The 26820-nt window shown below is 58.9% G+C and carries 27 protein-coding genes; 24 read left to right on the top strand and 3 right to left on the bottom strand.

The window, feature by feature from the left end:
• The first annotated feature begins 65 nt into the window (after positions 1–65).
• The 17 genes from ACYQ3S_RS06305 to ACYQ3S_RS06225 all read left to right on the top strand — a co-directional run bounded on the left by ACYQ3S_RS06305 (position 66) and on the right by ACYQ3S_RS06225 (position 17739).
• Positions 66–935 (top strand): MurR/RpiR family transcriptional regulator, encoded by an 870-nt coding sequence (locus ACYQ3S_RS06305; protein ID WP_054327653.1) that lies wholly within the window; start codon positions 66–68, stop codon positions 933–935.
• Positions 932–2152, top strand: a complete 1221-nt coding sequence (locus ACYQ3S_RS06300; protein ID WP_459687893.1) for a BaiN/RdsA family NAD(P)/FAD-dependent oxidoreductase — start codon at positions 932–934, stop codon at positions 2150–2152. Before ACYQ3S_RS06305 ends, ACYQ3S_RS06300 begins: the two co-directional genes overlap by 4 nt.
• Positions 2153–2161: 9 nt before the next feature.
• On the top strand, positions 2162–2836 hold the full coding sequence (gene cmk / locus ACYQ3S_RS06295) for a (d)CMP kinase (RefSeq protein ID WP_459687891.1): 675 nt from the start codon (positions 2162–2164) through the stop codon (positions 2834–2836).
• Between the two features lie 3 nt (positions 2837–2839).
• Positions 2840–3424 (top strand): lysophospholipid acyltransferase family protein, encoded by a 585-nt coding sequence (locus ACYQ3S_RS06290; RefSeq protein WP_459687889.1) that lies wholly within the window; start codon positions 2840–2842, stop codon positions 3422–3424.
• Positions 3421–5358: a bifunctional 4-hydroxy-3-methylbut-2-enyl diphosphate reductase/30S ribosomal protein S1 gene (locus ACYQ3S_RS06285; RefSeq protein WP_459687887.1), complete on the top strand. Its 1938-nt coding sequence runs from the start codon at positions 3421–3423 to the stop codon at positions 5356–5358. Before ACYQ3S_RS06290 ends, ACYQ3S_RS06285 begins: the two co-directional genes overlap by 4 nt.
• 161 nt (positions 5359–5519) lie before the next feature.
• A complete protein-coding gene (locus tag ACYQ3S_RS06280) occupies positions 5520–6143 on the top strand; it encodes a DUF4230 domain-containing protein (RefSeq protein ID WP_459687885.1) in 624 nt (207 codons plus the stop codon).
• A gap of 182 nt (positions 6144–6325) precedes the next feature.
• A complete protein-coding gene (gene yunB / locus ACYQ3S_RS06275; protein ID WP_459687884.1) occupies positions 6326–7057 on the top strand; it encodes a sporulation protein YunB in 732 nt (243 codons plus the stop codon).
• A 65-nt stretch (positions 7058–7122) separates the two neighbouring features.
• Positions 7123–9129, top strand: a complete 2007-nt coding sequence (ligA, locus tag ACYQ3S_RS06270; RefSeq protein WP_459687882.1) for an NAD-dependent DNA ligase LigA — start codon at positions 7123–7125, stop codon at positions 9127–9129.
• A 1-nt stretch (position 9130) separates the two neighbouring features.
• Positions 9131–9418: an Asp-tRNA(Asn)/Glu-tRNA(Gln) amidotransferase subunit GatC gene (gatC, locus tag ACYQ3S_RS06265; RefSeq protein WP_054327649.1), complete on the top strand. Its 288-nt coding sequence runs from the start codon at positions 9131–9133 to the stop codon at positions 9416–9418.
• Positions 9419–9436: 18 nt separating this feature from the next.
• Positions 9437–10906 carry an Asp-tRNA(Asn)/Glu-tRNA(Gln) amidotransferase subunit GatA gene (gatA, locus tag ACYQ3S_RS06260; protein ID WP_459687880.1) on the top strand — a complete coding sequence of 490 codons (1470 nt, stop codon included), beginning with the start codon at positions 9437–9439 and terminating at the stop codon, positions 10904–10906.
• A gap of 15 nt (positions 10907–10921) precedes the next feature.
• Complete coding sequence (gatB, locus tag ACYQ3S_RS06255) at positions 10922–12346, top strand: Asp-tRNA(Asn)/Glu-tRNA(Gln) amidotransferase subunit GatB (protein ID WP_459687878.1); 1425 nt, start codon at positions 10922–10924, stop codon at positions 12344–12346.
• A 204-nt stretch (positions 12347–12550) separates the two neighbouring features.
• On the top strand, positions 12551–13585 hold the full coding sequence (locus ACYQ3S_RS06250) for a M42 family metallopeptidase (RefSeq protein ID WP_459687876.1): 1035 nt from the start codon (positions 12551–12553) through the stop codon (positions 13583–13585).
• Positions 13582–14604 carry a M42 family metallopeptidase gene (locus ACYQ3S_RS06245; RefSeq protein WP_459687874.1) on the top strand — a complete coding sequence of 341 codons (1023 nt, stop codon included), beginning with the start codon at positions 13582–13584 and terminating at the stop codon, positions 14602–14604. The genes ACYQ3S_RS06250 and ACYQ3S_RS06245 overlap by 4 nt, the downstream gene beginning before the upstream one ends.
• Positions 14601–15599 carry a M42 family metallopeptidase gene (locus tag ACYQ3S_RS06240; RefSeq protein WP_459687872.1) on the top strand — a complete coding sequence of 333 codons (999 nt, stop codon included), beginning with the start codon at positions 14601–14603 and terminating at the stop codon, positions 15597–15599. Before ACYQ3S_RS06245 ends, ACYQ3S_RS06240 begins: the two co-directional genes overlap by 4 nt.
• A gap of 209 nt (positions 15600–15808) precedes the next feature.
• Positions 15809–16648 carry a sigma-E processing peptidase SpoIIGA gene (locus ACYQ3S_RS06235; RefSeq protein WP_459687870.1) on the top strand — a complete coding sequence of 280 codons (840 nt, stop codon included), beginning with the start codon at positions 15809–15811 and terminating at the stop codon, positions 16646–16648.
• A 13-nt stretch (positions 16649–16661) separates the two neighbouring features.
• Entirely contained in the window at positions 16662–17360 is a 699-nt protein-coding gene (gene sigE, locus ACYQ3S_RS06230) for an RNA polymerase sporulation sigma factor SigE (protein ID WP_459687868.1), read from the top strand.
• A gap of 115 nt (positions 17361–17475) precedes the next feature.
• A complete protein-coding gene (locus tag ACYQ3S_RS06225; RefSeq protein WP_459687866.1) occupies positions 17476–17739 on the top strand; it encodes a phage holin in 264 nt (87 codons plus the stop codon).
• 48 nt (positions 17740–17787) lie between these two features.
• On the opposite strand, the gene ACYQ3S_RS06220 is transcribed toward ACYQ3S_RS06225, so the two are convergent.
• Positions 17788–18360: an N-acetylmuramoyl-L-alanine amidase family protein gene (locus ACYQ3S_RS06220; protein ID WP_459687864.1), complete on the bottom strand. Its 573-nt coding sequence runs from the start codon at positions 18358–18360 to the stop codon at positions 17788–17790.
• A gap of 235 nt (positions 18361–18595) precedes the next feature.
• On the opposite strand from ACYQ3S_RS06220, the gene ACYQ3S_RS06215 reads away from it, so the two are divergent.
• From ACYQ3S_RS06215 to ACYQ3S_RS06195, 5 genes are all read left to right on the top strand, one after another.
• The gene (locus tag ACYQ3S_RS06215) at positions 18596–19465 is read left to right on the top strand and encodes an NAD(P)H-hydrate dehydratase (protein ID WP_459687862.1); all 870 of its coding nucleotides are present in this window, start codon (positions 18596–18598) and stop codon (positions 19463–19465) included.
• Between the two features lie 82 nt (positions 19466–19547).
• On the top strand, positions 19548–20045 hold the full coding sequence (locus ACYQ3S_RS06210; RefSeq protein WP_459687860.1) for a hypothetical protein: 498 nt from the start codon (positions 19548–19550) through the stop codon (positions 20043–20045).
• A 19-nt stretch (positions 20046–20064) separates the two neighbouring features.
• A complete protein-coding gene (alr, locus tag ACYQ3S_RS06205; protein ID WP_459687858.1) occupies positions 20065–21186 on the top strand; it encodes an alanine racemase in 1122 nt (373 codons plus the stop codon).
• 151 nt (positions 21187–21337) lie between these two features.
• Positions 21338–21700: a type II toxin-antitoxin system PemK/MazF family toxin gene (locus tag ACYQ3S_RS06200; RefSeq protein ID WP_054325835.1), complete on the top strand. Its 363-nt coding sequence runs from the start codon at positions 21338–21340 to the stop codon at positions 21698–21700.
• 74 nt (positions 21701–21774) lie between these two features.
• Positions 21775–22359 (top strand): hypothetical protein, encoded by a 585-nt coding sequence (locus tag ACYQ3S_RS06195; RefSeq protein WP_459687856.1) that lies wholly within the window; start codon positions 21775–21777, stop codon positions 22357–22359.
• On the opposite strand, the gene ACYQ3S_RS06190 is transcribed toward ACYQ3S_RS06195, so the two are convergent.
• Positions 22352–23662 carry a DUF1015 domain-containing protein gene (locus ACYQ3S_RS06190; protein WP_459687854.1) on the bottom strand — a complete coding sequence of 437 codons (1311 nt, stop codon included), beginning with the start codon at positions 23660–23662 and terminating at the stop codon, positions 22352–22354. The genes ACYQ3S_RS06195 and ACYQ3S_RS06190 overlap by 8 nt on opposite strands.
• Positions 23663–24049: 387 nt before the next feature.
• On the opposite strand from ACYQ3S_RS06190, the gene ACYQ3S_RS06185 reads away from it, so the two are divergent.
• Together ACYQ3S_RS06185 and ptsP are read left to right on the top strand one after the other, a co-directional pair.
• A complete protein-coding gene (locus ACYQ3S_RS06185) occupies positions 24050–24367 on the top strand; it encodes a hypothetical protein (protein ID WP_459687852.1) in 318 nt (105 codons plus the stop codon).
• A gap of 165 nt (positions 24368–24532) precedes the next feature.
• Positions 24533–26245 (top strand): phosphoenolpyruvate--protein phosphotransferase, encoded by a 1713-nt coding sequence (ptsP, locus tag ACYQ3S_RS06180; RefSeq protein ID WP_459687850.1) that lies wholly within the window; start codon positions 24533–24535, stop codon positions 26243–26245.
• Positions 26246–26309: 64 nt separating this feature from the next.
• Here ptsP and ACYQ3S_RS06175 read toward each other — a convergent pair whose 3' ends face one another.
• Positions 26310–26525, bottom strand: coding sequence for an alpha/beta-type small acid-soluble spore protein (locus ACYQ3S_RS06175; protein ID WP_054325839.1), 216 nt, complete (start codon positions 26523–26525; stop codon positions 26310–26312).
• Positions 26526–26820: the final 295 nt, after the last annotated feature.

The following is a 26820-nucleotide window of genomic DNA, read 5'->3' as shown; positions in this document are numbered from 1 at the left end:
ATTTCTGCGGCAAACCGCTTACAATAATAACGGCAAAAGCAGGCGATAATGCAGGAGTGAATGTCATGAACGATCTGATCAACAAGATTCAAAATGAATTGCCGGATTTTTCCAAAGGACAGAAGCAGATCGCGCGCTTCATCCTGGAGCACTATGACAAGGCCGCCTTTATGACAGCCAGCCGGCTCGGCGCTACCGTCGGCGTGAGCGAGTCCACCGTGGTGCGCTTCGCGACCGAGCTGGGATACGATGGATATCCGCATCTGCAGCGCGCCCTGCAGGAGATGATACGAAACAAGCTGACTTCGGTGCAGCGCATGGAGGTTTCCAGCGACCGCATGGGCGGCCGCGACGTGCTGCAGACCGTTCTTCACGCGGATATGGATATGATTCGCATGACGCTGGACGAGATCGACCGCGATGCGTTCCAGGGGGCGGTCGACGCGCTGACCGGCGCGAAACGGATCTACATTTTAGGCGTGCGCTCCGCGAGCGCGCTTGCCAATTTTGTCGGGTTTTACTTTAACCTGCTGTTTGAAAATGTCACGCTGGTCCATACCAACAGCGTCAGCGAAATATTTGAGCAGATCCTGCGGGTCGGCCCAGGGGATGTGCTGCTGGGCATCAGCTTTCCACGCTATTCCAAGCGCACACTGAGCGCCATGCGGTATGCGGGCGACCGCGGCGCGCGGGTGGTCGCGCTGACGGACTCGCACCTGTCGCCGCTGGCGCGGGTGGCGGATCATGTGCTGCTGGCGCGCAGCGATATGGCGAGCTTTGTTGATTCTCTGGTCGCGCCGCTGTCGGTCATCAACGCGCTGATCGTCGCGGTCGGCATGAGCCGGCGGGGGGAGATCGAGCAGACGTTCAACAGGCTGGAACGCATCTGGGAAGAATACGACGTATATGAAAAGCCGGAGGACGACGCGAATTGAACATAGTGGTAATCGGCGGCGGTGCGGCGGGCCTGATGGCGGCGGGTACGGCGGCTGAAAACGGCGCGCGGGTGACGCTGCTGGAAACAAATGAAAAGGTCGGCCGCAAGCTGTTCATCACGGGAAAGGGACGCTGCAATGTCTGCAATAACTGCGATATCCAGACGGTTTTGCAGAACGTTCCGGTCAACCCGCGTTTCCTGTATTCCGCGCTCGGCGGCTTTTCCCCAGAGGATGTGATGGCGTTTTTCACCTCCCACGGCGTGCCGCTCAAGACCGAGCGGGGAAACCGCGTTTTTCCGGTGTCGGACAAGGCCGCGGATATTATTGACGCACTTTTTACATGGATTAAACGTGTGGGAGTTATAATAAAGCATACGGCTGCGGATCGGCTCGTCATTGAGGCGGGCAGGCTCACGGGTGTGCAGGCGGGCGGCGCGTTCTATCCGGCCGACCGTGTGATCGTCGCAACCGGAGGGGTATCCTATCCGCAGACCGGTTCGACCGGAGACGGCTACCGCTTTGCAAAGCAGGCGGGGCATACGGTCGTGCCGCCCAATCCCTCGCTGGTGCCGCTGGTGACGCCGGGCGGCTGTGAGGAGCTGATGGGGCTCAGCCTGCGCAATGTGCAGGTGACAGTGTTTGAGGACAACAAAAGGATCTGGTCGGAATTCGGGGAGATGCTGTTTACGCATTTCGGCCTGTCCGGCCCGCTGATCCTTTCCGCTTCTGCGCATATGAGGCACTTTGGCAGCAAGGGCTATCATATCGAGATCGACCTCAAGCCGGCGCTGGATGAAAAGACGCTGGATAAGCGTCTGCTGTCCGATTTCGGGGCGCATAAAAACAGCGATTTCATCAACGCACTGGGCGGGCTGCTGCCCCGCAAGCTGATTCCGGCGGTCGTGCGGCTGTCCCAGATCGACCCGCATGCCAAGGTAAACGGCATCACCAGGCAGCAGCGCGCGGCATTGCTGCACACATTAAAGCATTTTCTGGTTGTGGTGTCCGGCAAGCGGCCGGTCGCGGAGGCGATCGTGACCTCGGGCGGCGTATCGGTCCGCGAAGTAGACCCCAAAACCATGGAATCCAAAAAGCTGCCCGGGCTGTATTTCGCGGGAGAGGTACTCGATGTGGACGCTTATACGGGCGGCTTCAATTTACAGATCGCGTGGTCGACCGGACGGCTGGCCGGCCTGTCGGCGGCGCGGCAGTAGGAGGGACATATGGAATACATTTCGGTTGCGATAGACGGGCCATCCGGCGCGGGGAAATCCACGGTCGCGCGGGCTGCGGCGGCGCGGATGGGATATGTTTATGTGGATACCGGCGCGATGTACCGTGCGGTCGGCCTGGCCGTGCGCCGCAGGGGAATTGCGGGCGAGGATACGGCGGGGATCATTGCGGCCCTGCCGGCGGTGGATATTTCGCTGGTTTATCAGGACGGTGTGCAGCATGTGCTGCTCAACGGAGAGGACGTATCCGAAGCGATCCGTACGCCGGAAATCGCGCAATATGCGTCAAAGGTCTCGGCCGTGCCGGAGGTACGGCGTTTTTTGCTGGATGTACAGCGGGATATGGCAAAAAACAGCAATATCCTGATGGACGGACGCGATATCGGCACGGTGATCCTGCCGGACGCTCCGGTGAAAATATTCCTGACCGCCTCCGCGGAAACGCGGGCGGAGCGCCGCTACCGCGAGCTGAAGGAAAAAGGACAGCAGGTGACGCTCGAGGGTGTGCTGGCGGACATACAGGCGCGCGACCGGCAGGATACGATGCGCGCGGTCGCCCCGCTTCGTCAGGCGGACGACGCGGTCCTGCTCGACACGAGCGCGCTCGATTTGGAGCAGAGCATTGCCGCGGTTCTGCGGATAATTTGGGAAAAGACGGAGAGATAATACATGAAACAGAAATATCACCGCTGGTTCCAATGGTTCGCGGTTCCCTTTGTGGCGCTGGCATTTCATATTTATTTCGGCTTTAAGGTCATCGGGCGGGAAAACATTCCGAAGGGCGGCTGTGTCGTCTGCCCGAACCATGTGCAGCTTTCCGACCCGCCGTTCGCGGCGGTGGCCCTGGGGCATAGGACGCCGCTGCGTCTGATGGCGAAAAAGGAGCTGTTCCGCAAGCCTCTGTTTGCCTGGCTGATCGCGGCGCTCGGCGCGTTCCCGATCGACCGCGGCGGCGTGGATATCGATGCGATCAAGACCGCGCTCGGTTCGGTCCGCGCGGGGCAGAAGCTGATCATCTTCCCGCAGGGTACGCGCGGCGCGTCCGAGGGAGACGCCAAAAAGGGCGCGGCGATGCTGGCGGTCAAAACGCGCGCGCCGATCCTGCCCATGTATATCTCGGAAAACAAAGGCTTCCGCTGCCGGGCAACGGTTATAATCGGCAAGCCGTTCCTGCCGGACGGAAAGGAAAAGGATTACGGCGCGATTGCGGACGATATTCTGCACCGCATCTATGCCCTGAAAAAACAGATATGAGCATTACAGTAGCAAAAACAGCCGGCTTCTGCTTCGGCGTGCGGCGCGCGGTCGAGCTGGCCGAGCGGCAGGCGCAGGCAAACGGCGTTATTTACGCGTATGGCGAAATCATCCACAATATGCATGAGATCGCGCGGCTGGAGCGCCAGGGGGTGCGCACCGCCCACACGCTGCAGGAAATACCGGACGGGGCAAAAGTCCTGATCCGCGCGCATGGCGTGCCGCGGCGGGTATATCAAACGCTGCAGGAGAAAAACTGCGAGGTGTTTGACGCGACCTGCCCGTTTGTGCAGAAAATACACCGCATTGTGGACGAACAGAGCCGCGAGGGACGCCATATCCTCATCCTGGGAAGCGCAGGCCATCCCGAGGTTGTCGGCATCCAGGGATGGTGCGGCGGCTCGGACGTACTCGAGAACGAAGCGCAGGTGCGGGCCTATTTGGACCGGCCGGATTCGACGGAAAGACCGCTGGCTGTTGTCGCGCAAACGACCGTCAATCGGAATCTTTGGAATATTTCAGTCGGTTTGATAAAAAAAAGGTGTACAAACCTCAAAATTTTTGATACAATATGTAAAGCGACGGATGAGCGTCAGTCGGAGGCTCGTCTGCTTGCCGGTGCGTCGGATCAGATGATCGTGATCGGCGATAAAAAAAGTTCCAACACAAAGCGGCTGTACGAGATCAGCCGCACGCTGTGCAACAATGTGCTTTATATCGAGGATGCCGCGGAGCTTACAACGCAGGGGCTCCGGAGGAATGGGCGCGTCGGGATCACGGCTGGGGCATCGACACCGGCATGGATAATTAAGGAGGTCAGTAACATGATGAGCGAAGAAACGAAAATCGAAAATGGTGAGGACTTTGCGGCAATGCTCGAAGAGTCCTTCAAAACCTTGAATACAGGAGAGAAAGTCACCGGTACCGTAGTCGCTGTATCCTCGACCGACGTACAGGTCGACCTTGGCGTAAAGCATACTGCGTATATCCCGCTGAGCGAGCTGTCGGACGACCCGAACTACGACGCAGCCGCAAACATCCACCCCGGCGATGAGATCGAGGCGGTAGTCGTGCGCGTCAACGACGGCGAAGGCACCGTGACCCTGTCCAAGAAGCGCGTTGACCAGCTCAAGGGCTGGGAGACCGTGGAAAAGGCGTATGAAGAGCATTCGGTCGTTGAGGGCATCATCATCGAGGAGAACCGCGGCGGCGTGGTTGCGACCGCTTACGGCGTGCGTGTGTTCATTCCGGCCAGCCAGACCGGCATCCCGAAGGATCAGCCGATGAGCCAGCTGGTAAAGACCAAGCAGTCTTTCTATATCACGGAGATCAACCGCCAGCGCAAGCGCGTGGTCGGCTCGATCCGCCAGATCCAGCAGGAAGCCCGCAAGGCGGCGGCCGAGCAGATCTGGAGCACCATCGAGGTCGGCAACGAGTATGAGGGTACGGTCAAGAGCCTGACCTCTTACGGCGCGTTTGTCGATATCGGCGGCGTGGACGGTATGGTTCATATTTCCGAGCTGTCCTGGGGCCGTATCAAGCACCCGTCCGAGGTCGTCAATGTGGGCGATAAGGTCAAGGTGTTCGTGATCGGCCTGGACAAGGACAACAAGAAGATCTCTCTCGGCTACAAGCGCGAAGAGGATAACCCGTGGAATGTATTCAAGTCCAAGTACGGTGTGGGCGATGTAGCGGACGTCAAGATCCTCAAGTTCATGCCGTTCGGCGCGTTCGCGGAAATCGTTCCGGGCGTTGACGGGCTGATCCACATCTCCCAGATTGCGGACCACCGCATCGCAAAGCCGGAGGATGTGCTCGAGGTCGGCCAGCAGGTCGAGGCCAAGATCATCGACATCAACGATGAGAAGAAAAAGGTTTCCCTGTCCATCCGCGCGCTGCTCACAGGCGAGGATGAGGGCGAAGACGAGGAATAATTCCCCCAGATGCAAAGAAGCACCCGCAGGGTGCTTCTTTTTTTGGATAAAAGTATTTTACAAATTAGTAAAATATAATGGAAATAATGATGAAAAATGATATAATAAAATGTATCAAAAATCGACATATTTCGACAATCTTATATTGCGGGGGAATACCTATGAAAAAAGATAATGAGCAGGTAGCACAACCTCAAAAGCTGTTGAAAAAATGGTTGTTACCTAAACTTATGATTTTGATTGCAGTTATTGTAATAGCGATCATGGCAGTGATTGGCTGGAGAAACTTGTTTTTTTCGGAAAGCAAAACAACTAAAATCGGTTTTGAGGATATTGGAGAATTGGCAACGCAGTCTGTTAGTTGTACAGAAGTGAATACGATTGAGGCTTCGCGGGATTTTTATGGGATCACGATTCCATTTACGCAAAGCAAATACATATATAGCTATGACGTAGAAATTAAGGCAGGGTTCAATTTTGCAGACATCGAATGGTCTGAACATAATAAAGTAATTGAAGTGCGATTACCAGCGGTAGAGATTACAAGCAGTACGGTTGACTTGGAATCGTTTAAAATCTATCATGAATCTGAAAGTATCTTTCGTCAGATTTCGATGGATGAGAATAACGAAGCACTCAAGACATTACAACAACGAGCCGAGGAGGATGCAGTTGCAAATGGACTCTTTGAAAACGCAAGAAGAAATGCGGAAAAGATTTTGACTGCATTTTTTGGAAACGAATATGATTTGAAGGAATATCAAATTAAATTTGTCGATCAATAGGAGTTTCTATATGAAAAAGGCAATATTGATTGCAGGTGGCGCGATTATTGTAAGTATCGTCTTGTTTTACTTCTATCTGTTTCTGACTGCATAAAACGAAAGTGAGAAGCGTTATAAAATAGCTTCTCACTTCTTTTTTGTTCCTCTGCCACATATACTGGCGCTAAAAAGGGGGCGTGTGGATGCACCGGCGCAGATACCGGAAAAAAGGGAGAAGAGCTGCGCTGCTGTTGCTGCTGGCGGTTGCGGCGGTGCTTGGCGTGCTGGTAACCATGCGGATGCATCGGGTGTTCATGGAATACGCCACCAATGTATGCGAGGACAGTGCGCTGCAGGAAATCAACAACCTGATGCAGGACGAAGTGTTTGACGACCCCGAGACGTATGAAAATATGGTCGTGCTGGAACGGGACAGCGAAAACCATGTCACGGCGCTTCGGACGGATGTGATCGCGATCGGCCAGATCAAGGCGCGGCTTGTCAACGGCCTGTTTGAACGGCTGGAGGACCTGGAGCAGACAACCATCGAGGTGCCGCTGGGTACGGTGTTCGCCCCCAATTATTTTACCGGCATGGGGCCGAGCGTGGATATCGGCATGGCGGGGCTGACGCAGATGTCGGCGGAGTTCATCAGTGCGTTTTCCTCGGCGGGGATTAACCAGACGCGGCATAATATCATCATTGAGATTCATGCGGGATTCCGCATCCTGACCCCGTTCGGCGGCGAGGACCGCGAGATTGTGACCAGCTATCCGGTGACGGATACGGTGATCGTCGGCACCGTACCCGAACGCTATGCCTATATTGATGATCTGGGCGGCAACCTGCTCGGGCGGGTGAGCGATTACAGCGGCGCGGCAGCGGGCGGAAGCGGGCCGCAGCTTTCGGATAATTCGTCGGAAAACGGAAAATAATACTTCCGAAACCGCGCAAAATTTGGTATACTATATTCTGTATTGGATCAAGAAGGGATGTTGGCATGGACGCGGGTAAACAGATCGCCGCGCTGCGCGAAAAGCTGCGGTATCACAATGAAAAATATTACGATCAGGACGCGCCCGAAATATCGGACTATGAGTACGATATGCTGCAGCGCGAGCTGAGCGCGCTTGAGGCCGCGCATCCGGAATTCGCGGACGCGGATTCCCCGACCCAGCGGGTCGGCGGCACGGCCTCCGGCCGGTTCGCCAAGGTGACGCACGCCTACCCGCTCGAGAGCCTGCAGGATGTATTCTCGTTCGACGAGCTTTCCGAGTTCTACGACCGCGTCGAGGGCGCGGTGGGGCAGGCGGAATATGTGGTTGAGTATAAGATCGACGGCCTTTCGGTCGCGCTCGAGTATGTGGACGGCGTGTTCGTCCGCGGCGCAACGCGCGGCGACGGGCAGGTCGGCGAGGACGTGACCGCCAACCTGAAAACAGTCAGGGATATCCCGCGCAAGCTGGAAAACGCGCCGCCGCACCTGATCGTGCGCGGCGAGGTATATATGAAAAAGTCCGTGTTTGACGCGCTCAACCGCGAGCTTGAGCTGCATGAAAAGCCGCTGCTCGCCAACCCGCGCAACGCGGCGGCGGGTTCGCTGCGGCAAAAGGACAGTGGGGTCACCAGGCAGCGCAAGCTCTCTATTTTCTGTTTTAACATCCAGAATAGCGACGAGCTGCCGCTTGCGAGCCACACGGAGTCATTGGACTATTTGAAACGGCTGGGCTTTCCGGTCAGCCCGCGCTATCCGGTCTATACCGATCCGGAGGATGTGCGGTGCGAGATCGAAAGCATGGGCGAAACGCGCGGCGAGCTGGATTTTGATATCGACGGCGCGGTGGTCAAGGTCAATGCGTTCGCACAGCGTGAAACGCTGGGTTCGACCGCCAAATTCCCACGCTGGGCGGCGGCGTATAAGTATCCGCCCGAGGTCAAGCAGACGCTTCTCAAGGATATCATCATCTCGGTCGGGCGGACGGGCGTTTTAACGCCCAACGCCGTGCTCGAACCGGTGCGGCTTGCGGGGACGACGGTCTCCCGCGCAACGCTGCACAACCGCGATTTTATTCGCCAGCTTGACGTGCGGGTGGGCGACACGGTATCCGTGCGCAAGGCGGGCGAGATCATCCCCGAGATTGTCGGCGTGGACACGGACAAGCGCCCCGCGGACGCGCAGCCCTATGAAATGCCGCGCTTCTGTCCGGTGTGCGGCGCGCCGGTGTTCGACGACGAGGAGGAGGCTGCGATCCGCTGCACGGGTGCGTCCTGTCCGGCGCAGCTTTTGCGCAACCTGATGCACTTTGCCTCGCGCGACGCGATGGATATTGACGGCTGCGGCGAGGGCAACCTGCAAAAGCTGATCGACGCGGGGCTGGTGCGCTCCGCCGCCGACCTGTACGACCTGACGGTTGAGCAGCTTCTGCCGCTCGGCAAAAAGGTGGATACCTGGGCCAATAATCTGATTAGCGGTATCGAAGCCAGCAAAACGCGCGATCTGTCGCGGCTGCTGTTTGCGTTTGGCATAAGGCATGTGGGGCAGAAAGCAGGCAAGGTGCTCAGCGACCATTTCGGCAGCCTTGACGCGCTGCTCGCGGCGCCGGTCGAGGAGATGACCGAGATCCGCGACATCGGCCAGACCACCGCGGAGAGCATCGCAGCATGGCGCGAGCTTGACCAGTCCCAGGAGCTGATCGAAAAGCTGCGTGCGCATGGGGTCAACTTCACCGGGGAAAAGACCGCGAAAAGCGATCTGCTCGCGGGTAAGACCATCGTCGCGACCGGCAGCCTGACGCTCTACACCCGCAAGGAGATCAACGACCTGATCGAATCTCTCGGCGGCAAGGCGGCGGGTTCGGTCTCCAAAAAGACGAGTTATGTCGTTGCGGGGGAGAACGCGGGCAGCAAGCTGCAGAAAGCGGCTGAGCTGGGCATTCCCGTGCTGACCGAGCAGGAATTCAAGCAAATGATAGAAAATGAAAATATAACACAGCAGGAGGAACTTTGACATGGCAATTTCGCGAAAAGAAATTGAACACATCGCGTCCCTTGCGCGTCTGGATTCGTCGGAGGGCATTTTTGACCGGCTGGCGGACGACATGCAGGGCATCGTCGGCATGGTGGACAAGCTGGCCGAACTGGACCTCGGCGATATCACCGACGTGATCGACACCGAGCGCAAGAACGCGTTCCACGAGGATGCAGTCATCCAGGAGTATACGCCGGACGAGCTGATCGAGCCGAACGCGCCGGATTTCCAGGCGGGCGGCGTAGCCGTACCGCGTGTGGTCGAGTAAAGGGAGGGACAGGAAAATATGGCACTTTATGAGAAAACAGCGGCCGAGCTGTCCGAACTGCTCGCGAAAAAGGAGGTTTCGGCGGTCGAGCTGGCGAAGGACGTGTTCGCCCGCACCGCAGCGGTCGAGGACAGGGTGCAGGGCTATGTGACCGTCACCGAGGAGGCCGCGCTCGCGCAGGCCGAGGCGGTGGATAAAAAGCGCGCCGCCGGCGAGGAGCTGTCCGCACTCGCGGGCATTCCGGTCGCGGTCAAGGACAATATCTGCACCAAGGGAACGCTGACTACCTGCGCCTCCAAGATCCTGTATAACTTCAAGCCGCCGTATAACGCAACCGTGGTGGAAAAGCTCGCCGCGCATGATGTGGTTGTGACCGGCAAGGCGAATATGGACGAATTTGCGATGGGTTCCTCGTGCGAGAACTCCGCCGCGCACCCGACGCACAACCCGCACGACCTGACCCGCGTGCCGGGCGGTTCGTCCGGCGGCTCGGCGGCGGTGGTCGCCGCGGGCGAGGTTCCGCTGTCGCTCGGCTCGGATACCGGCGGCTCGATTCGACAGCCCGCGTCGTTCTGCGGGGTGGTCGGCCTCAAGCCGACCTACGGCGCGGTGTCCCGTTACGGCCTGATCGCGTTCGCGTCCTCGCTCGACCAGATCGGCCCGTTTGCCCGTTCGGTCGAGGACGCGGCGATGCTGCTCGACGCGGTCACCGGCCATGACCCGCTGCATGACTCGACCTCGGTCAAGACCCCGTTCGAGGGCAGCGTGCGCGCAAACCTGAATGCGGATATCAAGGGCATGAAGATCGGTCTGCCCAAGGAATACTTCGGCGCGGGCATTTCGGATGAGGTGCGCGCGAGCGTGCTCGCCGCTGCTGAAACCTATAAGGGCCTCGGCGCGGAGGTGTTCGAAATTTCCCTGCCGCTGGTCGAGTACGCGCTGCCGGTGTACTACATCCTGTCGTCCGCGGAGGCGTCCTCCAACCTGGCGCGCTTTGACGGCGTCAAGTACGGCTACCGCACCCCGAACGCGGGCGACGACCTGATTGCGCTGTACACCAAATCCCGCTCCGAGGGCTTTGGCGCGGAGGTGCAGCGCCGCATCATGCTTGGCACCTATGTACTCTCGTCCGGCTATTACGACGCATACTACAAAAAGGCGCGCGCCGCGCAGCGCAAGATCAAAGAGGAATTTGCAAACGCGTTTGAGAAGTGCGACGTCATCCTGACGCCGGTCGCGCCAACCACGGCCTACGGCTTGGGCGCCAAGACCAGCAATCCGCTGGAGATGTATGCGGGGGACGTTTGTACGGTATCGGTCAACATCGCAGGCCTGCCGGGGCTGGTGCAGCCCTGCGGGTTTGACGCGAACAAGCTGTCGATCGGCATGCAGCTCATCGGCCCGCGCTTCGGCGAGCAGAAGCTGCTGAACGCCGGCCTTGCGTTTGAGCAGGCGTCGGGGCTCAGGAACATCATCGCGGCGCTGTAAGGGAGGAAACGACAAATGAAATATCAAGCTGTCATCGGCCTTGAGGTGCATGCGGAGCTTTCCACCAAGAGCAAGATCTACTGCTCCTGCTCGACCTCGTTCGGCGCGCCGATCAATACCCACACCTGTCCGGTCTGTACCGGTATGCCGGGCGCGCTGCCTGTGCTCAACAAGCAGGTTGTACACTATGCGGCCAAGATGGGCAAGGCGACCGGCTGCACGGTCAACCAGCTCTGCAAGGCCGACCGAAAGAATTATTTTTACCCCGACCTGCCCAAGGCCTACCAGATTTCGCAGTTCGATGTGCCGATCTGCGAAAACGGCGAGGTGTTCTTCTATGTGGACGGGGAAAAGAAGTCCTGCCGCCTTGAGCGCATCCATTTTGAGGAGGACGCGGGCAAGCTGCTGCATGACGAGATCGACGGTACGGTCGTGGACTTCAACCGCTGCGGCGTGCCGCTGATCGAGATGGTCACAAAGCCTGACCTGCACTCCTCGGCCGAGGCTAAGGAGTTCCTCGAAATGATTAAAACCACGCTGTCCTACCTCGATATCTGCGACTGCAAGATGGAGGAAGGCTCGATCCGCTGCGACGTGAACGTGTCCATCCGTCCGGAAGGCTCGGAGGAGCTGGGGACGCGTGTGGAGATGAAGAATATTAACACCTTCTCGGGCGCGGTGCGCGCGATCGATTATGAGATTGCCCGCCAGATCGAGGTCGTGGAAAACGGCGGCGAGATCCAGCAGGAAACCCGCCGGTGGGACGACGTCAAGCTCAAAAACACGGTCATGCGCACCAAGGAGGACGCGCAGGACTATCGCTACTTCCCAGACCCCGACCTGATCGCGGTTGAAATTTCGGACGAATGGATGCGCCAGATCGAGAGCGAGATTCCCGAGCTGCCGATCGCGCGCTATGAGCGTTACCTGAACGAATATGGCATGACCGCGATGGAGGCGCGCCTGATTTCGGACAGCTTTGCCAAGGCGGAGCTGCTCGACGCGGCGGCCAGGCAGGTCAAGCCCAAAGCCGCGGCGAACTGGATTTTGTCCGATATTTCCAAATACCTCAACGACAAGGGCGTGGAGCTGCCGGATACCAAGCTGACCTCGGATAAGTTGATCGACCTGGTAAAGCTCATCGAAGCAGGGACGATTTCGGGCAACGCGGGCAAAAAGGTGCTGCCGAGCATGTTTGAAACCGACGAAACGGTGGAAGCCATCGTCGAGCGCATGGGGCTCAAGCAGGTGTCGGACGAGGGCGCGATCCTCGCCATCGTGCAGGACGTGATCGCCAAAAATGAAAAGGCGGTCGCGGACTTCAAGGCGGGCAAGAACGTCACCGGCTTCCTGGTCGGCCAGTGCATGAAGGCCTCCAAGGGCCAGGGCAACCCGCAGATCATCAATAAGCTGATCACACAGGAGTTGGCGAAGCTTTGATAAAAAAGGATGCTGCAATTTGCAGCATCCTTTTTGCGTCTAGGACAGGTCCTGGAATTTTTTGTCCAGCGCGATACACAGGGTCAGGGTAGCGCAGACCTGCTGTTTTTCACGGCCTTTGTCAACCGCGCTATTGTATCGCACAGGGGAAGCGGTTATAATAGAGACAGACCATATTCTACAGAAAAAAAGGAGGAATTCTCTTTGCGTTTGGAGGAAACCCTGCGGACGCTGTGCGCGATGCCGGCGGTCAGCGGGTTTGAAATGCAGGCGGCGCAGGCCGTGGCGGCGTTGTTCCAACCATACTGTGATACGGTGGAAACCGACCGCAGCGGCAATGTGCTGGCCTATAGAAAATGCGGGAAAAAGCATGCAAAAACCGTTTTGCTGGACGCGCATCTGGACCAGATCGGCTTTGTAGTGACCGAGGTGCTGGAGGGCGGCTTTCTGCGGTTCGCTCCGGTCGGCGGCGTGGACCCGCGGATGCTGCTCGCGGGGGAGGTGACGGTCCTTGCGGACGAACCGCTGTACGGCGTGGTAGCCTGCATGCCGCCGCATCTGCTCAAGGCGGGCGAACAGGATAAGGCGGTGCCGGTCGATCAAATGCTGATCGACACGGGCCTGACGGATGCGAAAGACCGGATCAGGATCGGTACGCCGATCGTATTCGCCCAGAAGCCGGTGCGGCTGCTCGGCGGGCAGCTTTGCAGCAAATGTCTGGACGACCGCGCGGGTGTAGCTGCGATCCTGCTGGCCGTGGAGAAGCTGAAAAAGGTGAAAAAGCTGGGCTGTAATATCGCCGTGCTGATTAGCACGCAGGAGGAGGTCACCGGACTCGGCGCGCAGACCGGCGCGTTTGCCGTACAGCCGGAATATGCAATCGCGGTGGATGTGACGCATGGCAAAACGCCGGACGGCCCCGCGGACGGTGTGTTTGAGCTGGGCAGCGGCGTGGCGGTCGGTATGGGTCCGAACCTGCACCGCGGGCTGACAAAGCGGCTGATTAAGGCGGCCAAGGCCAATGACATCGGCTATTCGCTTGAGGTGATGGAGGGCAACACCGGTACGAACGCCTGGACCATGCAGACCGTGGCGTGCGGGATTGCGACCGCGCTGCTCTCGATTCCGGAGAAATACATGCATACGCCGGTCGAAGTGGTGAAGCTGTCCGATGTAGAGGCGACGGCCGATTTGCTCGCCGCGTTTCTGCGTGAGTTTGATGGGGAGGCCGAGGAATGACCGAGCTGCTGAAAACGCTGTGCGCGCTGCCGGGGCCGTCCGGCTGTGAGGACGCGGTGCGCGCGTTCGTGCTGAAAAAGGCAAAGCCGCACGCGGACGCGCTGCGGACGGATGCGATTGGCAATGTGATGGTATTCCGCAAAGGGAGAAAAGCCCTTGACCGTCCGGTCGTCGTGTGCGCGCATATGGACGAGGTCGGCGTGATCGTCAAAAAGATCACGGACGACGGTATGATTAAATTCGGCTTTGTCGGCGGGGTGGACCCGCGCGTCGTGATCGGGCGTCCGGTGCGCTTCGGGGAAGTGACGGGCGTCATCGGTATCAAGGCGGTGCATCTGACGACCGCTGCCGAGCGCCGGACCATGCCCAAGACCAGGGATCTGTATATCGACATTGGTGCGTCCAGCCGCGCGTCGGCGGAGGAGCGGGTGTCGCTGGGGGACTATGGTGTGTTCGACTCCCCAGTGGTTGCGTTTGGCGATGGGCTGATTAAAGCAAAGGCGATCGATGACCGCGTGGGCTGCGCGGCCCTGCTCAAGCTGCTGGAGGAGCAGCCGCCCATCGATACCTGGTTCTGCTTTACCGTGCAGGAGGAGGTAGGACTGCGCGGCGCGGCAAGCATGGCCTATGCGCTGGAGCCGGGCTTTGCACTGGTGCTGGAAGGCACGACCGCCGCCGACCTGGCGGAGGTAACGGACGGGAAAGCGGTCTGCCATGTGCGCGGCGGCGTCGTGCTGCCGTTCATGGATGGCGCGACGATTTACGACGCGGGCCTGTTTGAACTGCTGCGCGATGCGTGTGCAAAGCGCGGCATCGCCTGGCAGACCAAGACGCGCGTTTCCGGCGGGACGGACGCCGGACGCATTCACAAAAGCAGGGCGGGGGTGCGCGTCTGCGCGGCCGCCGCGCCGGTGCGGTATATCCATTCGCCGTCCTCTGTGGCGGCGGTATCGGACTGCGAGGCGGTGCTGGCCGCTGCGCGCGCATTTCTGGAAGATCTGGGAGGGGACGACGAATGAGCAAAGTTTTTGAGTTATGGAATACGGTCGGCGGCGCGTTCGGTCCGTCCGGCCGCGAGGATGCAGTGCGCGAAGCCATCGCCGCCATCGCGGGGGAATATATTGACGATATCACCACGGATGCGCTCGGCAATCTGATCTGCCGCAAAAAAGGCGCAGGCAAAAAGCTGCTGTTCGCCGCGCATATGGATTCGATCGGCGTGGTGGCGACCTATATCGACGAAAAAGGGTTTATCCGGTTTTCGCCGGTCGGCGGGCTGTTCAAGGGCGACCTGATCAATATTCAGGTCCGGTTTGCGGGAGGCACGCGCGGCGTGATCTCCTATGAGGAAAAAACGCCGTTCAAGGATATTACGCTGGACAACCTCTTCATTGATATCGGTGCGGCAGATCGGGCGGATGCAGAGAGACGGGTGCAGATCGGCGACTTCGCGGTGTTCGACGCGCCGCGCTTTGAACAGAACGGGGTGCTGTGCGGTCCGTATCTGGATAACCGTATCGGCTGCGTGACCCTGTTGCTCGCGATGGAGCGTCTGGCCCAGCAGGAAACCGAGAACGACCTGTATTTTGCGTTCACCGCGCAGGAGGAGGTCGGCCTGCGCGGCGCGGGCGCGGCGGCGTTCGCGGTGGAACCGGATATCGCCGTTGCGGTCGATGTGACGGACACAGGCGACCTGCCCGAGCGGAAAACACCCATGGCGGTCGATATGGGCAGGGGGCCGGCGGTCAAGGTCATGGACCGGTCGGTGATCTGCACGCCGGAGGTCTGCGCGGCGCTCGAACAGGCGGCCGCAGCCTGCGGTATCGACGTCCAGCGGGAGATACTGCAGTTCGGCGGCACGGACACGGCCGCGCTGCAAAAGACGCGCGCCGGCGTGCAGGCGGGCGCGGTATCCATCCCGACGCGGTATATCCACTCGCCGAGCGAGATGTGCGCGGTGTCCGACGTGGAGGCGGCCGCAAGACTGCTGGAAAAATTTGCGCTGCAAAAATAAACGGCAATTCCGCCGTGTAAAAGGAACCGCAGGGGAGCCGGCTGTATCGAGCCGGCCCCCTGCTTTTTACGCCCAACGTTTGGTTATTCGGCTGCTCTCTGCCCATAACCGGCAGGGCGGGTCGGTTTTTCGACAGGAAACAGCCGCCCTCCATTCGGCAAATATTGTACAGGGTATGTGATAAGATAGTCCCCGAACGGAGGTGGAGCATGGTCGTCTATCTGGATGTCCTGTTTGGGGTAAACGCACTGATGGATTATACGACGCTGCTCGCCGCGGCCAGGCTGGGCGGGATATCCGTCAAACGGAGGCGGCTGCTGGGGGCGGCAGCGGCGGGCGGCGCCTATTCGGTTGCGGCGATTCTGCTCCCTGCGCTGGCGCTGGCTCCACTGCGGATTTTGTCCGGAATCGGCCTGTGCGCCGCGGCCTTTGCCGGACAGCGCGCGTTCGCGCGCCTGTGCGCGCTGTACTTTGTCGTCGCGGCCTCTTTCGCGGGGCTTGCGGCGGCGCTCGGTGCGGCGTCCGGCCGGCAGCTTTTGACAGGGGCGGGATACTATGCCGCTGTTCCGCTGCGCGTTCTGGTTTTAGCCGCCGCAGCCGGTTACGCGGTCAGCGGAATCCTTCTGCGCGGGGATGCGCTGCATGGGCCGATCCGGCGGGAGGTGGAGACGCTGCGGATCTGCTTTGCGGGAAAGGCGTGCGAGCTGCGTGTCCTGCATGACACCGGAAACGGGCTGTTTGAACCGGTTTCGGGAAAACCGGTGGTCGTGCTGGATCGAGCGGCCGCTGTGGAACTGCTGGGAGAGGCAGGGCGGCCGCTGCGGGATGACACAATGGCCGCATCGGAGGCGCTTGCCAGACTCCCGCCCAGGCTGGCAGGCCGGTTTGGGCTGCTGCCGTACCGCGCGGTGGGTACGGAGAGCGGCCTGCTGCTGTATTTCCGTCCGGACAACGTGTGCCGTGCAGATGGGAAACCGCTGGATTGCGTCTGTGCGGTTGGGCCGGATCAGATCGGACAGGGTGCGTATGACGGATTGATCGGTGTATGAAAGGGAGAGAAGCATGATATTCCAATGGATCATCAGAAAGCTGAAGAGCCTGTTTGCAAAGCAGCCGGTTTACTACATCGGCGGCAGCGAAGTGTTGCCTCCGCCGCTTTCCGCAGAGGAGGAGGCCGCCGCGGTGCTGGCCTGCCAATCCGGAGACGAGCAGGCCAGAAATACGCTGATCGAACACAACCTGCGGCTTGTCGTGTTTTTGGCGCGCAAATTTGAATCCAGCGGCGTGGGGACGGAGGACCTGATTTCGATCGGGACAATCGGGCTGATCAAGGCGGTCAGCACCTACCGGAGCGATAAAAACGTCAAGCTGGCGACCTATGCGTCCCGCTGCATCGAGAATGAGATATTGATGTATCTCCGCAAAATCGCGGGCCGCCGGACAGAGGTTTCGTTTGATGAGCCGCTTTCCTCGGACTGGGATGGCAACGAGCTGCTGCTGTCGGATATCCTGGGTACCGAGCCGGACAGCGTGATGCGGCCGCTGGAGGACGATGTAGACCGTACGCTGCTGCTGCGCGCGCTGGAACGCCTGCCGGCGCGGGAGCGGCAGATCATCTCCATGCGGTTTGGCATCAATATGCCGGAGGCCATGACGCAGAAGGAGGTCGCGGACCTGCTGGGCATTTCGCAGAGCTACATATCAAGGCTGGAAAAACGGATTATCGCGCGGATGCGGAAAGACATCCTGAAATGGGTCTGATGCGGGTGCTTGATTTCCCGTTTATCCGAAATTGGACAATGCGCGGCGCATAGAGATAAAAGCAGGAGGGCCGCCGCAGGGCGGTGTCTCAATATATACGGATGGGAGGCGGCATATGAATCTGAAAGTGCGGCTCAGGAACCCGATATTCTGGATACAGCTTCTGCTGGGGCTATTCGCCACGGCGTTGGCCTATGCGGGGCTGACAGCCTCGGATATGACGACATGGGGCGCGGTCTGGGAGGTGCTGAAAGGAGCGTTCACCAATCCCTACTGCCTGTTCCTGATGGCGTCCAATATTTGGGCGGCGCTCAACGACCCGACAACCGCGGGGATAACGGACAGCGCGCGGGCGAAAAACTACAAAAAACCGTCATAGGGCGGCGGTAAAAAAGCAGGCGGTCGTTAGACCGCCTGCTTTTTCCTGTCAAAGTGGGGCAAAGCCGAAATAGCTGAGCAGGCCGTTGTAGATCCCCTGGGCAAAGCCGTAAGGATCGTCGCGCAGCTTTTGGGCGTCCTCGGCGTTGCTGAGGTAGGCAAGCTCGACCAGGATCGCGGGCATGGAGGTGCGCCGCAGCACGAACAGACTGGGATTCAGCCGGACGCCGTTATCCTTGGTGCCGACGCGCTCGACAATGCCGATCAGGACATGCTGTGCAAGCCAGTAGGACTGCGTATTCTGCTGAAAAACATAGACCTCCGTGCCGTTGATGGCCGGATTGACGTTGGAATTGCAGTGGATGCTGATAAAATAATCGGCAGGCCAGCTGTTTGCCATGCGCACGCGCGCGGCAAGGCTGCTGGCGTTGCTGGTGCCAAGTATTTCGTCAGGGGAATTGCGGCTCAGGCGCACCTCGAAGCGAGGATCGGCGCGGAGCAGGTCGGCCAGATATACGCCGACGATAAAATTGACGTCCTGCTCGCGCAGGCCGTTGCCCTCCGCTCCGGTGTTGGGGCCGCTGGGATTATGCCCCTGGTCTATAAAAATGCGAATAGCCAATTGATCACACTCCTTCGGTTCAGTTTATTCCAGCACGGTGGCCGTCGGTGCCGGAAAAGAAAGAATGCCGCCGGATTCCTTGACGGGGGTCCGGTAAAAATGCTATGCTGTAGGGGGGAGCAGGAAAGGTTTGGATAGCGGGAAGCCCGTTTTTTCATAAACCAAGGGATATTGCGGATCCGGAAGACAAAATTATGACCATACCCGCAGGAGCGGGATAAAGGAGCCTTATAAAATGATGACAGAACTGGATCAGAGCTATGTGGACCGCATCATACCGGCGCGGGCTGCGGAGGCGAACAAGAATGATTTTGGCCGTGTGCTGTGCGTCTGCGGCTGTGCGGGATATACCGGAGCGGCTTATTTTGCCGCGCAGGGAGCGGTGCGTATGGGAAGCGGCGTGGTGACGCTGGCGACGCCGGAGCGCGCCTGGCCCGTGCTCGCGGTCAAGCTCAATGAGCCGGTCGTCCGGCCGATGCCGTGCGGCGCGGATGGGATGCTGTCGCGCGAGGCGCTGCCGGCGCTGCTGTCGCTCGCGGAAAAGGCGGACGCGCTGCTGATCGGCTGCGGCCTGGGGCGGTCTTACGCGGTTGCGGAAATTGTCGTGACATTGATCGAAAATGCAAAATGCCAGATTGTTCTGGACGCGGATGGCATAAATGCGCTGACCGCGCATAAGGATATACTGCGGCAGGCGGCACAGCCGGTCATCCTTACGCCGCACGCGGGGGAATTCGCCCGCCTGTCCGGCCTGGAAAATCCGCAGCCGGGCGAGTTGACGCTGTTTGCCCGCAAGATGGGCTGCATACTGCTGTACAAGGGACACCGCACGCTGATCGCGGCGCCGGATGGCAGGCTGTACCGGAACCATTCGGGAAATCCCGGCATGGCGAAAGGGGGCAGCGGGGATGTGCTTGCGGGTATGCTGGTTTCCCTGTGCGGACAAGGGCTGGATCCTGTGGACGCCGCCTGTGCGGCGGCCTGGCTGCATGGACGCGCAGGGGACATGGCGGCCAACGCGCGCTCGGAGTACGGCATGACGCCGGACGATTTGCTGCGCTTCCTGCCCGATTTGCTCAAACGGTATAATACGAGGGAGTGGTGATCTGAAACAAAGGCTATGTGCGGCTGCGCTGGCCCTGTGCCTGCTTTCCGGCTGCGGCGCGCCTGCGGCGGATGGGGAAAGTGTGCGCGAATATTTCAGCGCGCTGACGGGATTTGAGGCGCATATCAAAGTTTTATCCGATTTAGAGGATTCCGTGCTGGAATATGAGATGGATTATGTTTATAATAAAGAAGATGCGGACACGTTCACGATCACCGCGCCGGAATCCCTGGCGGGGATTGGAGGGCGCATTGCCGGAACGGACAGCGGGGAGTTTTCCCTGCAGTACGACGGCATGGTGCTGGACGACGCGATGCCGCAGCGCACCGGACTGACGCCTGCGGACGGGTTGTTCTGCCTGCTGTCCGATCTGCGCAGCAACGAGCCAGAGCAGCAATGGACAGAACAGGCTTCGGGGACCGAGCTGCTCGTTCTCCGGTATGCGGAGGACGGTACGGATGGCAAAATAGAAAAACAGGTATGGCTGACCGAAAACGGACGGCAGCTCGTCTGCGCGGAGCTGTATGCGGACGGAGAACGGGTGCTGACCATCCAGGTCATGTCGTATCAGGAAACATAAATTTGGGGATGAGCAAAGAATGGAACCGAGCAAGCACCGCACCTGGGCGGAAGTAGACCTGGGTGCGATCGAACGTAATTACCGTGTAATCTGTGCGCAGGCAAAAGCGCCGGTGCTGTGTGTGGTAAAAGCGGATGCGTATGGGCATGGCGCGGTGCAGGTCGCGACACGTTTACAGGAGATCGGCGCGCCGTATTTCGCCGCCGCGACCGTGCCGGAGGCGGTGGAGCTGCGCGAAAACGGTATCCACAAGCCAATTTTGATTCTGGGATATGTGGATGAGGCCGATATGGATACCATTGCCCGCTGCCATATCACGGCGCCGGTCTATGATACCGAAACCGCGCGCCTGTTGTCAGAGGCCGCCGTGCGCACGGGGGAGAGGATCGCGGTACACTACAAGCTGGATACCGGCATGACGCGCCTGGGTTTTTCGGCATGGGACACGGAGCGGACAATAGAGCAGATTTTGCGGTGTTCCAATCTGGCTGGGCTGGATTCCGAGGGGATTTTTACACACTTTGCGGTTTCCGACGTACCGGAGGGCAGGGTGTACACGGCGCTCCAATACCAGCGATTTAAAGCGGTATGCGACGGCCTGCGACAGGCCGGACTCGACCTGCCTCTGCGGCATTGCGCCAACAGCGGCGCGATCCAGAATTATGAGCAGACGCACTGCAGCATGACGCGGGCGGGCATCATCCTGTATGGATACCGGCCGGACGCCTCTGTGCTGCCGGTGCTCGATCTCAGGCCGGCCATGACGGTCAAGGCGCGCGTAGTGCAGGTCCGCGATATCCCCGCGCATACGACGGTCAGCTATGGCCGCACCTTTGAAACGGATGCGCCGGCACGCATTGCGGTCGTTTCGATCGGCTATGCGGATGGATTCCTGCGCACCGGCTCCGGCAAGGCGCGGGTGGTCATCAATGGACGGAGCACGCCCGTGCTGGGACGCATCTGCATGGATATGTGCATGGCGCTCGTCCCAGAGGGAGAAAGCGTGCGGCGCGGGGACGAGGTCGTCGTATGGGGCGCGGATACCTGGACGGCGGAGGACGCGGCTGCGGCGGCCGGCACGATCTCCTACGAGGTGGTGTGCGGCATCAGCCGGCGGGTACCGCGTTTTTACAGGGGCTGACAATCCGCCTGCGGTCCGCATAGGATGAATCGGGGAAAATTCCCTGACCTTATGCCATAGTTTTTTACACGACTGTTATATTTTCTTGTGGCGTGGGGAAAATAGGTTTGCGGACAAACCGCAAATCTATTTCATCGGAGAGTGAACCAAAGTGGATACCAGCATCAAACGGGGAGATATTTACTATGCCGATCTCAGCCCGGTGGTCGGCAGCGAACAGGGGGGCATCCGTCCAGTACTTATTGTCCAGAATAATGTGGGCAATCGGTACAGCCCGACGGTGATTGCCGCCGCTATCACATCGCAGGTCAACAAGGCCAAGATGCCGACCCACATCACGCTTGGTGCGCCCAACTACGGACTGACCAAGGATTCCATCATCCTGACCGAACAGATCCGGACGCTGGATAAAAAGCGCCTGCGCGAAAAGATGGGCTCGCTCGATGAAAATGCGATGCGCCATGTGGATGAGGCTCTGGCCGTCAGCTTCGGCTTGGGATCTGTACAGGGCTGAACGTCATATTTGCAGGCAAAAGCGCGTATCCTATTATTGGATACGCGCTTTTTTACGGGAGGGGGGGAGCGGCGGTGCAGGCAGAGGTTCGGTTCCGCGGCAGTGCGGTAGGCAGGCTGGAATGGCTGCCCGACGCTTACGGGGTGCGGATTGTTTTGGACTGTGCGATTCCCTGCGGCCTGCTGCTGCGCTGCTATGCGGCGGCGGATGGAGCGAAGCCGCTGCTGGTCGGCCTGCCGGAACCGGTCGGAGGACGGCTGCGGTTGACGCGGCATTTATCCAGAGAAACACTGAAGGCGGCCGGATATGCGGACCGGCTGCCATCCGACTTTTATCTTTCCGCCGGAGGGGAAGAGGAGGGCGGCCGGCAGTCCGTGTCTCAACAGGACGCTTCAGAACAGGCGCCGCCTCCGGACGCACGGCAGACAGAAAGGCAGTTATGGACAGGGGATGTGGTGCTGGATAGCCTGGTGGAGCGCGGCGAGCTGAAAGCGGAGGCTGCGGAGGGGACGCTCTGCCTGCGCTGTCCCTTTGCGCCGGACCGGCCGTTCCTGCTGGCGCCGGCATTCGTGCTTTGCACGGTGGAAAACGGGGAGGCGGTGCTTCGCTGGACGAAAAAGGACGCAGCCGGAAAGGCTGCGTCCGAAGAGATCACTTGACGATCGTTTTGGCTTCCATGTAGTAGCGCTTTTCGTGCGCCTCTCCCATGGAGAAAGTTTTGCGGGGAAGCACACCGTCGAAAATAACGCCGCGGAACAAATCGTTTTTGGCAATATCGGGCAGGATAAAGCCAAGATTGCCGGATTTTTCGGCGAGGGCGGTCACAACATCCGCGCCGTGGATGTAGTCGATCTTGGCCGAGGGATGCGCGTCCAGATATGCGTCAAGGCCGGTCTGGATGGTCGCGACAGGGATGGACCATTTGGGATTCTCGACAACGAATACGCCGGAGCGGTTTTCCGCGCGGAAGGGATAATAGTGCGCGGCGGCATCTGCCGGCGCCTGCTCGGCGACATAGGCCTTGCAGCCCTGGGATTCGTAAAATGCTGTGAGACTGCCGAACAGCTCGTCGGCCTCCACACCGAACAGGATGCGGTGGATCGGTTCGATAATCAGGCTTTCGTCGTGGATATTGACCACTTCGACCAGGGCGTAACGCGCGGGGTGGTTCTGCTGCTCCTCGGTGGACAGGCCCTTTTTCGTTTCCTCCCAGTATGCCTTTGCGGTCGCCATGGAGTGGTTGCCGTCGCCGACCGCATAGGGCAGGAGCGCCTGTGCGTCCGTACAGCCATACTTTTGATTGAAAGTGGCTCGGTCGCAGAGCGCTTCAAGCCCGGCCTCGACCGCGTCGGTTTCCGCGCCCTTGGGAATGAACCAGCCGGTGATATGGCCGCCGTTCTGCATCAGATCGGTGTCGTAAATTCTGTCAAACGAAGCGGTTTTCTCAAAGAGCGGTTCGATGATCGCGCGGTCGGGATCGTCGATCAGGATCATGATGTGCGGCAGCTCCATGCAGGCGCCCTGGCGTACCTTGAGACGCGGCGGGATGCGCTCGACAACGGTTTTTTCCGTGGGACGGATCAGGGAAGCGGAGCCGGGCGTGTATTCATACGCCTCAAGATCCATGGCAAGCACGATTCCGCGCCGCGGGCAGGCGCCGCCGGACCAGCGTTCGGTCAGGATAATGCCGGCGGGAAGCGTTTGCAGCGTTCCCTTCTCAATGTAGCGGCGCATGGTCTTATGAATGGTTTCGGTGCGCGCTGCAACGTCCGCCTCTTCCAGATAGACTTCCGGCAGGGTCAGACGCAGCGTGGAGGGGGCGTCTCCGACGATGCGGTCGGTCTCCGCCCAATATTCGGGCTGCGAGGTATATTGATCACAGGCGATGACCGCCCACTTGGAAAGGTCGGTCCCTTTTTGGGGCAGCATGATTTCGGGAATACGGGTGCAACGGTTTGCCATGTTTTGTCGTTCCTCCTCACAAAATGTTGGAATGATTCCAGTATAGCAGAAAAACGGTGTGCAGGCACGTCTTTTTGCAAATTTATTCCGGAGTTTTTGCAAATCGATAAAGCGGGTTTCGCATAATGGATAAATCCGTGTGGATCGGAAAAGCAAAACAGGATAAACTGTACAAACAACCGACACAGCGGATACCCTATTGACAAGGTAGGGATATGTGGTAAACTAAAATAAATAAGCAAAGGCTAACTGTAAAAGGGAGGCCTGCGGCAAATGCAAATGGACGGGGCGGAAGCCCCGATGGTAAGACAGGACGGTTAAGAGAGGAGTTGCCATACGGGAAACTGCAAAGGATGCCAGGGCTGCTGCGGCGGCTGCGGAAACGGTTTGTCCCTGTTTCGGGAGGAGCTGGAGCTGCTGCGCTGCTTTGCGCAGAGTCCGTTTCTGCCGGTCGCGTGCGCGGCAGGGACGGCGGAGCCGGTCTACCTGGAAAACGGGCGGGACAAGACGGGAAAATATGCGGCGGCGATCGCATTGCTGCAGCGAAAGGGGCTGATACGGGTGGATTATGACATCCCCTTAAAAAATTTTTCTTATGACGGGTACGAGGCGTATCCCTGCAAGGGCAGCATGGCGCTGACGGCAAATGGGATACGGGTGCTGGAGGTGCTCGAAACACAGGGGGTTACGGGAGAAGAACTGTGAAAAATAAGCGCGGACAGACGCGTTTTGACCACGCTGCCGGACTGCGGGGCGCGCTTGCGGAAAATGGAGGAAAGACAAGGATTTGCTTGACGAAAGCACCAAGATACCGTACAATAGTATTGAAATATTTGTTAGGATTTACAATCCACAGGAGGAAAACGGCTCATGTTGAAATTCAAAGCGATTGGTGTCTCGGAAGGTCTTGCGCACGCGAAAGCGCTCGTTATCAAAGAGGCGGATTTAACGGTCGTAAAAAACAGCATTACGGATGCTGCCGCTGAGCAGAAACGGGTAATGGATGCCGTGGAGCATGCGAAAAAGCAGATAGAGCTTCTGCGGGATGAGGCGGAGAAGAATATCGGCGCGGCCGAGGCGGAAATCTTTGACGCGCATCTGCTCATGCTGGACGACCCTGATTTTGTGGAAGGCATCACCAATCTGATTGCAGATGAAATGGTTTGCGCAGAATATGCCTGCTTTGTCAACTGCGAGAATTTCCAGGCCATGTTTCGGGCGATGGACGATGAATATATGCAGGCGCGCGCGGCGGATATCGGCGATATCTCCCAGCGCATCCTGAAAAACCTGAAGGGGATCGCGGACAACGCGATTGACTCGATCTCCGAGCCGTGCATCATTATTGCCAACGACCTGACGCCGTCGGATACGGCAAAGATCGGCTCCAAGCCCGTGGTGGGCTTCGTTACGCGTATCGGCGGACGGACCAGCCATTCCGCGATTATGGCGCGCTCCATGGGCATCCCTGCCGTAGCCGGCGCCGGTGACAAGGCGGATGAAATAAAGGATGGCGACGAGCTTTTGCTGGACGGCGCGACGGGCGAGATCGTCGTGTCGCCCGACGCGGAAACACTGTCCCAGTTTGAACAGAAGAAAAAGGCAGAGGATGAGCGCCGGGCGATGCTGGCGCAGTTTAAAGACCGTTCGGGCGAAACGAGCGATGGCCGCCGTGTGATCGTGGAAGGGAATATCGGCACACCGGAGGATGCGGTGCGCGTTGCCGAGCTGGGCGGCGAGGGCGTCGGCCTGTTCCGTTCGGAGTTCCTGTTTATGGACCGCGACGACCTGCCGAGCGAGGAGGAGCAGTTTGAAGCCTACAAAAAGGCTTGCGAGACGATGGCGGGCAAGCCGGTCATCATCCGCACTTTGGATATTGGCGGCGATAAGGAAGTTCCCGCGCTGAACCTGGAAAAAGAGCAGAATCCGTTTTTGGGCTACCGCGCGATTCGCATTTGCCTGAACCAGACCGATCTGTTTGTGACCCAGCTTCGCGCGCTGCTGCGCGCCGCGCAATACGGCGACCTGCGCATCATGTTCCCCATGATCTCCTCCATTGAGGAGATACGCAACGCCAAGCAGGTGCTCCAGCAGGCCAAGGACCTGTTGGATGCGGAGGGTGTCGCCTATAACCCGAATGTCAAGGTCGGCATCATGGTTGAAATTCCGGTAGCGGCTGTTTGTGCGGATATGCTGGCAAAAGAAGTGGATTTCTTCTCCATCGGCACAAACGACCTGATTCAGTATTCCTGCGCGGTGGACCGTATCAATGAAAAAATATCCTACCTGTACCGCCCCCTGCATCCGGGCGTGCTGCGGCTGATTCATATGACTGCGAAAGCGGCAAATGAAAACGGCATCGAGGTGGGCGTCTGCGGCGAGATGGCCGGTACGCCGGGGATGGCGCCCGTTCTCTGCGGACTCGGCGTGACCAACCTTTCGATGTCGGCATCGGCGATGCTGGCGGCGAAAGCCGATCTTGCGGCGCATTCCTTTGCGGAATGCAAGGAATTTGCCGAGCGCCTGCTGCGCGCCGCGAGCGCTACGGAAGCAGAGCAACTGTTTGCCGAGTGGCGCGCATGATCCAATAAGCAAAGAGCGCTGTTTCCTTCACCAAAGGAAACAGCGCTCTTATTATTTTCAGGACTTAGCCCTGGTTAGCCAGATTCTGCTCGTAGGATTCGATCATCTTCTTGACCATCTGGCCGCCGATCGAGCCCGCCTGGCGGGAGGTCAGGTCGCCGTTGTAGCCCTGCTTCAGGTTGACGCCAACCTCTGCTGCCGCCTCCATCTTAAAGCGGTCCATTGCAGCGCGGGCTTCCGGTACCATACCCTGATTAGAACCATTTTTTGTGTTAGTCATGATTGTTCTCTCCTTTTCGATTTGGTTTTTTGTTTAGTGGGTTTTGCTGATAGTATCTTGTGCGGCAAAACGCATGATATGACTTGAAATTGCTGCTCTGCATGGAAAAAGCTGAGTGATTTGAACGAAAAAACGGAAAAAAACAGTTTTAATGTGCGAATTATCCGTTTGTGTTTTGCCATGCCGTCCGTATGAATATGTGTGAAACGCCGCACCGGATACCGGTGCGGCGGCAAAATGCAGCAGGTTCGACGGAAAAGCGGCGGGCGTATCCACAACAGCGGTCGGGGCTGTG

The sequence above is a fragment of the Agathobaculum sp. TL06 genome (assembly GCF_054658635.1).
This window is presented reverse-complemented; position numbering and strand designations above follow the sequence as displayed.

Excerpts from the sequence above, each read along its gene's own strand:
- ACYQ3S_RS06305 (WP_054327653.1), top strand. The coding sequence starts at position 66 with ATGAACGATCTGATCAACAAGATTCAAAATGAATTGCCGGATTTTTCC.
- cmk (WP_459687891.1), top strand. The coding sequence starts at position 2,162 with ATGGAATACATTTCGGTTGCGATAGACGGGCCATCCGGCGCGGGGAAA.
- ACYQ3S_RS06290 (WP_459687889.1), top strand. The coding sequence starts at position 2,840 with ATGAAACAGAAATATCACCGCTGGTTCCAATGGTTCGCGGTTCCCTTT.
- ACYQ3S_RS06285 (WP_459687887.1), top strand. The coding sequence starts at position 3,421 with ATGAGCATTACAGTAGCAAAAACAGCCGGCTTCTGCTTCGGCGTGCGG.
- ACYQ3S_RS06280 (WP_459687885.1), top strand. The coding sequence starts at position 5,520 with ATGAAAAAAGATAATGAGCAGGTAGCACAACCTCAAAAGCTGTTGAAA.
- yunB (WP_459687884.1), top strand. The coding sequence starts at position 6,326 with ATGCACCGGCGCAGATACCGGAAAAAAGGGAGAAGAGCTGCGCTGCTG.
- ligA (WP_459687882.1), top strand. The coding sequence starts at position 7,123 with ATGGACGCGGGTAAACAGATCGCCGCGCTGCGCGAAAAGCTGCGGTAT.
- gatC (WP_054327649.1), top strand. The coding sequence starts at position 9,131 with ATGGCAATTTCGCGAAAAGAAATTGAACACATCGCGTCCCTTGCGCGT.
- gatA (WP_459687880.1), top strand. The coding sequence starts at position 9,437 with ATGGCACTTTATGAGAAAACAGCGGCCGAGCTGTCCGAACTGCTCGCG.
- gatB (WP_459687878.1), top strand. The coding sequence starts at position 10,922 with ATGAAATATCAAGCTGTCATCGGCCTTGAGGTGCATGCGGAGCTTTCC.
- ACYQ3S_RS06245 (WP_459687874.1), top strand. The coding sequence starts at position 13,582 with ATGACCGAGCTGCTGAAAACGCTGTGCGCGCTGCCGGGGCCGTCCGGC.
- ACYQ3S_RS06240 (WP_459687872.1), top strand. The coding sequence starts at position 14,601 with ATGAGCAAAGTTTTTGAGTTATGGAATACGGTCGGCGGCGCGTTCGGT.
- ACYQ3S_RS06235 (WP_459687870.1), top strand. The coding sequence starts at position 15,809 with ATGGTCGTCTATCTGGATGTCCTGTTTGGGGTAAACGCACTGATGGAT.
- sigE (WP_459687868.1), top strand. The coding sequence starts at position 16,662 with ATGATATTCCAATGGATCATCAGAAAGCTGAAGAGCCTGTTTGCAAAG.
- ACYQ3S_RS06225 (WP_459687866.1), top strand. The coding sequence starts at position 17,476 with ATGAATCTGAAAGTGCGGCTCAGGAACCCGATATTCTGGATACAGCTT.
- ACYQ3S_RS06215 (WP_459687862.1), top strand. The coding sequence starts at position 18,596 with ATGATGACAGAACTGGATCAGAGCTATGTGGACCGCATCATACCGGCG.
- alr (WP_459687858.1), top strand. The coding sequence starts at position 20,065 with ATGGAACCGAGCAAGCACCGCACCTGGGCGGAAGTAGACCTGGGTGCG.
- ACYQ3S_RS06190 (WP_459687854.1), bottom strand. The coding sequence starts at position 23,662 with ATGGCAAACCGTTGCACCCGTATTCCCGAAATCATGCTGCCCCAAAAA.
- ptsP (WP_459687850.1), top strand. The coding sequence starts at position 24,533 with ATGTTGAAATTCAAAGCGATTGGTGTCTCGGAAGGTCTTGCGCACGCG.
- ACYQ3S_RS06175 (WP_054325839.1), bottom strand. The coding sequence starts at position 26,525 with ATGACTAACACAAAAAATGGTTCTAATCAGGGTATGGTACCGGAAGCC.